The organism is Actinomadura sp., from assembly GCF_044508335.1.
GTDB lineage: Bacteria > Actinomycetota > Actinomycetes > Streptosporangiales > Streptosporangiaceae > Spirillospora.
Genome location: NZ_JBIQHY010000028.1, coordinates 45,560 through 53,532, shown reverse-complemented (window position 1 = coordinate 53,532; position 7,973 = coordinate 45,560). Strand labels below are relative to the sequence as shown.

8 protein-coding genes are annotated in these 7,973 nt (G+C 72.6%); 2 read left to right on the top strand and 6 right to left on the bottom strand.

Going from position 1 to position 7,973, the window contains the following annotated elements; translation table 11 throughout:
* The 3 genes from ACIWVC_RS13240 to ACIWVC_RS13230 all read right to left on the bottom strand — a co-directional run.
* The coding region (locus ACIWVC_RS13240) for a serine/threonine-protein kinase (protein WP_396447463.1) at nucleotides 1–935 on the bottom strand (935 nt) is incomplete at its 3' end.
* Nucleotides 932–1,687, bottom strand: coding sequence for a hypothetical protein (locus tag ACIWVC_RS13235; protein WP_396454175.1), 756 nt, complete (start codon nucleotides 1,685–1,687; stop codon nucleotides 932–934). The genes ACIWVC_RS13235 and ACIWVC_RS13240, both read right to left, overlap by 4 nt.
* A gap of 23 nt (nucleotides 1,688–1,710) precedes the next feature.
* Complete coding sequence (locus tag ACIWVC_RS13230) at nucleotides 1,711–2,304, bottom strand: hypothetical protein (RefSeq protein WP_396447465.1); 594 nt, start codon at nucleotides 2,302–2,304, stop codon at nucleotides 1,711–1,713.
* Between the two features lie 157 nt (nucleotides 2,305–2,461).
* On the opposite strand from ACIWVC_RS13230, the gene ACIWVC_RS13225 reads away from it, so the two are divergent.
* Nucleotides 2,462–3,406, top strand: coding sequence for a zinc-binding dehydrogenase (locus ACIWVC_RS13225; protein WP_396447466.1), 945 nt, complete (start codon nucleotides 2,462–2,464; stop codon nucleotides 3,404–3,406).
* Here ACIWVC_RS13225 and ACIWVC_RS13220 read toward each other — a convergent pair.
* Nucleotides 3,403–4,485, bottom strand: coding sequence for an alpha/beta hydrolase family protein (locus tag ACIWVC_RS13220; protein WP_396447467.1), 1,083 nt, complete (start codon nucleotides 4,483–4,485; stop codon nucleotides 3,403–3,405). The two genes, ACIWVC_RS13225 and ACIWVC_RS13220, sit on opposite strands and share 4 nt — an antisense overlap.
* A 199-nt stretch (nucleotides 4,486–4,684) precedes the next feature.
* Here ACIWVC_RS13220 and ACIWVC_RS13215 point away from each other — a divergent pair, with 199 nt between their 5' ends.
* Nucleotides 4,685–6,451, top strand: a complete 1,767-nt coding sequence (locus ACIWVC_RS13215) for a TNT domain-containing protein (protein WP_396454174.1) — start codon at nucleotides 4,685–4,687, stop codon at nucleotides 6,449–6,451.
* Here ACIWVC_RS13215 and ACIWVC_RS13210 read toward each other — a convergent pair whose 3' ends face one another.
* Complete coding sequence (locus ACIWVC_RS13210; protein ID WP_396447469.1) at nucleotides 6,452–7,111, bottom strand: hypothetical protein; 660 nt, start codon at nucleotides 7,109–7,111, stop codon at nucleotides 6,452–6,454.
* 33 nt (nucleotides 7,112–7,144) lie between these two features.
* Nucleotides 7,145–7,957 carry a class I SAM-dependent methyltransferase gene (locus tag ACIWVC_RS13205; RefSeq protein WP_396454173.1) on the bottom strand — a complete coding sequence of 271 codons (813 nt, stop codon included), beginning with the start codon at nucleotides 7,955–7,957 and terminating at the stop codon, nucleotides 7,145–7,147.
* Nucleotides 7,958–7,973: the final 16 nt, after the last annotated feature.

Here is a 7,973-nt window from a genome sequence, read left to right as displayed (position 1 = left end):
GCCGTGCCGGCTGCCGTGCCGGCCGCGGATGCGCCGGGAGCCAGAAGGGCGCCGCCGAGCATCGCCAGCGGAACGGCGGTCACCACGGCCGCGGCGACCGCGCCGAGTGCGAGGAGGCCGCGCCGTTCCCAGTCGGGGCCGTAAGCCTGGACGGCGACTGATTCCAGCTCGCTCACGAACTCGTACGCGTCCCAGGCTCGATCGCTCGGGCTCTTCGCCAGGCCATGCCGGACGAGCGGGCGCACCGGCTCCGGCACGCGCTCGAATGAGGTGAAGCCTTCCGAGTGCGCGGCCTTCAATTCCGCGAGAGTCGTCCCCGCGAACGGCTTCTCGCCTGTGACGCATTCAACGAAGACGCCCGTGGCCGCGTAGAGGTCGGTCGCCGGGGTGGCGGGTCCGCCTTCCCACTGCTCCGGCGCCATGTAGGCGGGCGTCCCGGCCTGGCCGCCCTGCCCGGTGAGAACCGCGACCCCGAAGTCGATGAGTTTGCTCTGCCCGTCGTCCTGGACGAGTACGTTTCCGGGCTTGTAGTCGCGGTGGACGACGCCGACCGCGTGTGCCGCCGCCAGCCCGAGCAGCGACCCTTTCAGTGTCGCCAAGGCCGCCTCGGGTGTCAGCGCGCCCTCGTGCTCGTCCAGCACCTTGCGGAGTGGACGGCCCGGTACGGCCTCCAGAATGATCGCGGCGCCCCAAGGTGATTCCAGGTAATCGAGTAAGCGCGCCACATGCGGGTTGTCGACCCGCTTGAGCATCTGGGCCTCGTCGCGGAAGAGGCTCCGGGCGGCCGTGTCGCCGAGCAGGTCGGCGGCCAGGTACTTGATCGCCACCGGTGGGCCGCCGGACTCGTGCCGCGCGAGCACGACCTCGCCTTGGGCGCCCGTCCCCAGCTCCGCGAGTTCGACGAACCCGGGCAACCGATGTTCATGCAGCGTCATTGGCCCGTGTTGGTCTGGATCTCACCGACTACGAGAGGTGTGTCCGGCGATGACACGGGGTTCGGAGGGAGGACACCGCCGCCGGAGTCGCAGTCGTCGCCCTCACATGTCCACCGGACGTCCCAGTTGATGGTCGCCGTGATCGTGTACTTGCCGCCGGGTCTGGACGCGGAGGACTTCCGGTAGGTGTAGCTGCAGGTCTTGCCGTCCTTGGTGCCGGCGTCGGCGCATTGGAACGTCTTCTCGCCCATGTTCCAGGTCACGGACTTGGGCTCGGCGACCAACTGGATCGTCTGCGCGCCGACGGTGATCGGCGGCGTCTGCACGTCTTCGAAGCCGTCCACCCACAGGGCCGTCCGCAGCCTCACGAACGTCTTGCCTTCGGGTGCCGTGTGCACCGTGGGCGTGGGGAACTCGGCGGCGGCCTGCGCCATGGCGACCAGGTCGGCCGTGGCGGGCGGCGCGGGCGCAGGCGCGTTCCCGCCTGGGACCTCTACGACCCCCGGTGCCTCGTCAGGAGTCAACCCCTCTGGTGCGGGAGGCTCCCAGGGGCCGGCGTCGCCGCCGCCTGTTCCCGTCCCGCCTCCTCCGGTCCCGGGTGTGTGCACGACCTTGTTGCAGTTCGCGTGCTTGTTCTTGGTGACCTTGCAGGGGGCGGCGTGGGCCGGGACGGCGACCAGCAGAGGCGCGGTCATGGCGGTCGCGACGACCGCGGCGGCCGTCCGGCGTCTGGTGGGGGTGTGGGCAGACATCGAGTGTCCTTCCCTGCGGACCGTCAGCATTGCCGGTCCCGGACATTGGCGGCGACCTTCCAGGTGCCGGAGTCGTACGCGACGGTGGCTCGGTATACGAAGGATCCGCCGGGGAGCTGCTCGATCCGCTTGCCGGTCTTCGCGGAGTAGCGGTAGGCGGCGAGCGTGCTGACGCAGTCGATGACGTAGACCTTCGTGCTGTCCTTGGAGCGGGCGTAGACGCGGGGGTTGAACGTGTTCGTGAAGCGCCAGACCACGCCCTTGGCCTTGGTCGCCTCCACGTCCTCGGTGACCTCGGTGAGGAGGGGGTCCATGGCGACGGCGGCGAGGCCGGACGGGTCGTTGGTGTCGTACGCCTTCTTGTAGGCGTCCTGGTAGGCGCGGTAGCGCTTGAGGACGGTCTTGTAAAGCTCCGCCGTGGGGATGGCCGAGGGGGCGTCGGCGGCCGGGGAAGGGGCGGCGGCGCCGTTGTCGAGGGAGCCGTTCGGGGCGAGTTTCCCGTTGGTGGACGACCCGGATGAACCGCAGCCCGCAGTCGTGCACAGGGCCAGCACGGCGGCCGCGGCGGCGGCGCGGCTTGCCCCGAGTGGGGAGAAACGTACCAACCGGGCGCGCATCGTCTTCCTTGAGCGGCAGCCGACAACGGGGGCGGAACTCGCCCGAAAGCTTACAGAGGCGCGTGTGGCCAGAAAAGAGATTCGTTGCGAACGGGTTGACCTCGACTTTGCTTGAGGTTGCACGCTGGTCCCGCTGCCGCTGATGGGAGGGGTTCGGATGCGTGCGGTGCGTTTGACGCGGTTCGGCGGGCCGGAGGTGCTCGTCCCGGGGGAGGCGCCAGATCCGGTGCCGGGCGAGGGGCAGGCGCTGGTTCAGGTCGAGTTCGTCAACATCACGTTCGTCGAGACGCAGATGCGGTCGGGCGACGGGCCGGCGCCGGTGAGGCTGGAGCCGCCCGTCATCCCCGGCAACGGTGTCGGCGGCGTGGTGACCGAGGTCGGCGCGGGGGTGGGCGACGACCTTGTCGGGCGGCGGGTCGTCAGCAGCACCGGGGGCACCGGCGCCTACGCGGAAAAGGCGGTCGTCGACGCGGCGGGGCTCTTCCGGGTGCCGGACGGTCTGGCGCTTGACGACGCGGTGGCGCTCCTCGCCGACGGGCGGACGGCCGCGATGATGCTGAGCGCGGCGGATCCGCGTCCGGGCGAGCGGGTGCTCGTGGAGGCCGCCGCCGGCGGGGTCGGGACGCTCCTGGTGCAACTGGCGAAGGCCAGGGACGCGACGGTCGTCGCGGCGGTGGGGGGTGCGCGCAAGGCGGAGATCCCGCTGCGGCTCGGCGCGGACGAGGCGGTCGACTACCGCGAGCCCGGCTGGGCCGGGAAGGCCGGGAGCGTGGACGTCGTGTTCGACGGGGTCGGCGGCGACGTGGCGCGCGAGGCGTTCACGCTGCTCCGCGGCGGCGGGCGCATGGTCAGTTTCGGGCTCGCGTCCGGGGAGTGGGCGAGCATCCCGGACGACGAGGCGGCCGCGCGCGGTGTGACGCTGGTCCGGCCGGCGGCGACGCCGGAGCAGCTCCGGGCGTTCACCGAGAGCGCGCTGAGAGAGGCCGCCGAGGGACGGCTCCGGCCGGTGATCGGGCAGCGCTTCCCCTTGGAGGGCGCCGCGGACGCGCACCGGGCGATCGAGTCGCGCTCCACCGTCGGCAAGACCCTGCTGGAGGTCTAGCTCACCCTCTTCAAGAACGATTCCAGATTGCGTTCGTAGGCGGTGGGGTCGACGTTCCACGATTCGGTGTGGTCGCCCGGTGTGGAGATGTGCGTGACCATGCCCGCCGGGGCCTTCCTGGCGAACGTGTAGGCGGGGCCGTTGTCGACGGTGGCGTCATCCTGTGTCGTGAAGAGGAGGACGGGCGTGCGCAGCCGGGACGCGTACCGGCGCTGGTCGTAGTCGGTCAGGTCGATGCCGATGCGCCATTCCAGGACCTGCTTCGCCACGTCCGTCATGAAGCCGGGCAGGTTGCGGGCGTCGCCCTGCTTGTCCAGGGTGGCGCTCCAGTCCAGGACGGGCGAGTCGAGGACGATGCCCCGGACGAACGACGGGTCCTTCCGCAAGGCGGTCATGACCATCGCCCCGCCCATCGACCACCCGTACAGGACGACTCCGGTCGCGCCGTGTGCGCGCGCGTAGCCCATCGCGGAGATGACGTCGTGCCATTCGGTGTCGCCGAGGTGGTTCTTGCGGTCGTCGGACGAAGGCGCGCCCACGTCGTTCCGGTACGCGATGGCCATCATCGGCAGACCCATCTCGTGCACGGCGCGCATGACGCGGAACGTCTCCGCCTTGTCCGCGTTCCGGCCGTGGACGGCGATGACCCATGTCCTGGACGACCCCGGGACCACCCACGCCGGCATCGGCCCCACCTTCGACGGATACGTCACGTCCTCGAAGGGCAGCCCCAAGGCGGTCTTGGGGTCGCCGTCGTACATCCAGTGGTCGATGGCCGCGGGCGCGCCCTTCTCCAGGGAACCCGAGACGACCTTCGACACCTTCCGCACGACGTTGCGGGTGTCGCCCCCGACGACGGGGCCGAGCAGAGCCCGGCCGTCCTTCCATACCAAGGCCCACGTTCCGGGGCGTTCCGTCACCGGCTCGCGGGGCAGCGTGACGGTGCCGTCCGCCGCGTCGACGATCGTCAGCGGGTACTCGGCCGCGTGGTCGACCTCGATCGCGACTCCCGCGAAGTACCAGCCGACGCCGCCGACGGCCGCGAACAGCAGCACGGCCAGGGCGACGAACGTCGCCATCAGTGCGCGGGCGCGGCGGCGCCGCGGTCGGACCGGCGGCTCGGGCGCCGCGGGTGCCGGTGATTCTGGGGCTTCGGTCGACACGACATACGAAGTTAGCTTCTCTCGGGGACCGCGAAAGCCCGGGTCACCCCGCGGTGCGGTTAATCTGCCGCACAGGTGCCATCGAGGCAGCCATCGGGACGCACGGAGGGCGCGGGTGACGGGTCGGAGCGGCCGCAGCGCGGAAGTCGAGGGCCGGGTGGTCGATCTCGTCCGGCGCGCGGCGCCGCCCGGGTGGCGGCGGATCGACCTGCGCTGCGCGGCGACCGTCGCGGTGACCGACGCGGCGCTGACCGCCCTGACCGGGGACGGCGCGATCAAGCCCGTGGCCGTCCCGGACGAGCTGACCGGCCTGCTGGTGGATCTGCGCCGCGCGCACTACCTGTCGGAGCAGGGCACCTGGTTCTCGATGGCGGCCATCGTCGAGCCCGGCGCCGCGTGCGCCCTCTACAACTACGACTTCGACCCGATGTGGGATCCGCCGCTCCCCGCGGACCACTGGCGGCGCGACCAGATCGTGCTGCCGCGCGACGGCGCCAACGTGCCCGGCTGGCTGCGCGACCGGCTGGACGGCCGCGACCCGTCCGAGGCCCCCGGGCCGGCGGGCCCGATGAACCCGGTCGAGCAGATGGAGCTGCTGAACGACCGGTTCGCGCCGCTGATCGCCGATCAGGCGCCGCCGCTCTGGCGGACGGTCACCGGGTCCTACGACGCGGCCGCCGGAACGTTCCCGGCGATGACGTGCCTCCGCGCCGACGGGGCCGGCATGTCATGGACGCCCCCTGACGCCGCAGCCGCGCTCCTGGAGCGGCTCCGCGCCGGCACGCACGCCTTCCAGGGCTCGACCTGGTCCAGGATCGACGTCGAGGTCGCCTACGAGGACGGCGCGGTGCGCTGCCGGGCGGACTTCACCTACGACGACGAGCCGCCCGCCCAGCCGCCGCCTCCGGCGCCCGGCGGCCTCCGCAGAGCCCGCATCTTCGATCACGCGAGCACCGGCGACGGCCGCCCCGCCGTGTCCCGCCCGCCCGTCCGGCCGGACGAGAAGGACCGCGTCGCCGCCTACCTCCGGCGCGCCCCGGTCGTCACGGCGGCCCGCTCGAACGCCCCCGACCGCCTCGACCCGTCGCGCGGGGAGGTCGTGCCGCTGGCCTTCCACACCGACGGCGCGTGGGTCTGGTCGGGTGCGGTGGCCTACTACCTGGACGAGCACGGGGTGCCGCCCGAGTCCGACCTGGTCGCGCATATCAGGGCGAACGGGTACGAGGTCCCTCCCGTGGACGACGACACCATGGACGCCGCGAACGCCGCCGTCACCGGCCGCGCCGTCCCCGAAAACGTCCGGACGGAATCCGCCCCGGACTGGGAGGCCAGGCTCCAGCACCGCCTGGACCAGCTCCGCGTCGACCGTGCCGCCTACCGCATCAAGGACACCGCGGAGGGCGCCTGGTGCCTCATGCCGCAAGGGGCCGGCTGGACGGTCTTCCTGATGCGGGACGGAGAGCGCCGCAATGAGGCGGCGTTCGGCGACACGGAGCAAGCCTCCGCGCAACTTCTCGGGCAGCTCCTGCTGGACCCGCGCCACACCGTCCAGGACGGGCCGTTCGAGCCGCTCAAGGGAGAGCCCCCGCTCTCCCTTCTGCGCGACCGCCGCATCACGGAGCTGGCACCGGGTACAGAGGTCGACCGCTACGGCGGCTCGGACGGCAACGTCGCCTACGCGGCGCGCACCCCTTACCCGCACAGGTCCCTACCGCCCGACTGGCGGGACCGCCCGTACCACGTCTACCGGCTGCAACGGCCGGTGGAGGCGCTGACGGGGACGGCCGTGCCGTGGTTCGGGCAGCCCGGCGGCGGGACGGCGCACGTGTTCCGCCGCCCGTTCGCCGACCTGCTCGCCGACGGCACGGTGGTCGAGGTCTGATCAGGCGCTCCCGATCGCCGACACCAGCCCGAGCGCGAGCAGCATGTCGAGGTGGATGAACGTCTCCAGCTTCGCGCCCGGCGGCACCTCCGGGTCGCCGGCGAGCCGGTCCAGGACGGCGAGCGCGCCCGCGCAGTCCAGGTCGTCCGCGAGCGCCGCCTCGGCCCGGGTGGCGTAGTCCTTGCTCATCGGATGCCCCGGGGACGTCGCCCACTCGGCGACCTTGCCGCGCCACGCGTCCAGCCGCCCGCCCGCCCCCGCGAGCCGCGCGTCCGTCAGCTCCACGGGCTCGCGGTACGGGGTTTCGAGCATCACCAGCCGCGCGGCCAGCGGGTCCGCCGGCTTCACCCCGGTCTCCTGCGGCACCGCCAGGCACAGCGCGTCCACGTCGGCCTGCCCGGCGGAGACGCACACGTCGGCCTCCGCGAGCGGTTCGCCGAGCACCTCGAACGGCGCGACGTTGTAGTCGGCCCAGCCCTCCACGGCGACCGGGACGCTCGCGAAGCGGACCCGGCGCCCGGCCCGCCCGGCGATCCGGCGGAGCAGGTCGGCGACCACGAGCGTGCGGTGACCGGTGCCGTCCAGGATCTGCAGGCGCAGGCCGGGCCCGGGCGGCAGGGGTTCGGCGCGTCCCACCCGATGGTCGTACAACCGCAGCATGCCTCCCACCCTAGGCGGCGGGGCGCGGGGCGATCAGAGCGGGCGATCGGAGGCCAGCGGGCCGAACGGCGTCGGGGCGGCGCCGTCCGAGCGGCGGACGGCGGCGAACCGCAGCCGCACGTAGTCGGCCACCCAGCCGGACTCGCGGCGCAGCGCGGGGGCGGCCAGGTCGTTCACCCGGTCGAGCAGCGGGTCGACCAGCTCCGGCGGGACGTCCGCCAGCGCGCTCGCCGCGTACGCGCGGACCCAGTCGGCGGCGCCGTTCGGGCCCTCGGTCATCCGGGTCGGGCGGTCGGCGTGCTCCAGCAGCCGCAGCGTGAACCCGGCGTCCTCCAGCTTCGTCGCGTACTCGGCCGGCGACGGGAAGTACCAGGGCAGCTCGGGCTCGCCGAGGCCGAACACGCGCCACGCCGTCTGCATCGCGACGATCAGCTCGGCGCAGTTCCCGGCGCCGCCCAGCTCGCCGACGAACCGGCCGCCGGGGCGCAGCGCCGCGTGCACCCGGCCGATGACGGCGTCGGGGTCGCGGGTCATCCAGTGCAGGGCCGCGTTGGAGGCGACCGCGTCGAAGGACTCGCCGACGGTGAAGTCGTGGGCGTCGCCGACGATGAAGGACAGGCCGGGGTGCGTCGCGGTCGCCTGCGCGACCATGTCGGGGTTGCCGTCGATTCCCAGCACCTCGGCGCCCCGCTCGGCGATCTCCGCGCTGAACGACCCGGTGCCGCACCCGAGGTCGATGATCCGTTCGCCCGGCTGCGGATCGAGCAGGTCGACCAGGGGGGCACCGTGCGCGGACACATACCCGAAGGCGGAGTCGTACGTCGTCACGGCCCAGTTCACTGTCATAATTTATCGGAGAAAG

What these genes read in the sequence shown, in the direction of transcription:
- ACIWVC_RS13235 (WP_396454175.1), bottom strand. Translation starts at nt 1,687, where the DNA reads ATGTCTGCCCACACCCCCACCAGACGCCGGACGGCCGCCGCGGTCGTC.
- ACIWVC_RS13230 (WP_396447465.1), bottom strand. Translation starts at nt 2,304, where the DNA reads ATGCGCGCCCGGTTGGTACGTTTCTCCCCACTCGGGGCAAGCCGCGCC.
- ACIWVC_RS13225 (WP_396447466.1), top strand. Translation starts at nt 2,462, where the DNA reads ATGCGTGCGGTGCGTTTGACGCGGTTCGGCGGGCCGGAGGTGCTCGTC.
- ACIWVC_RS13220 (WP_396447467.1), bottom strand. Translation starts at nt 4,485, where the DNA reads ATGGCGACGTTCGTCGCCCTGGCCGTGCTGCTGTTCGCGGCCGTCGGC.
- ACIWVC_RS13210 (WP_396447469.1), bottom strand. Translation starts at nt 7,111, where the DNA reads ATGCTGCGGTTGTACGACCATCGGGTGGGACGCGCCGAACCCCTGCCG.
- ACIWVC_RS13205 (WP_396454173.1), bottom strand. Translation starts at nt 7,957, where the DNA reads ATGACAGTGAACTGGGCCGTGACGACGTACGACTCCGCCTTCGGGTAT.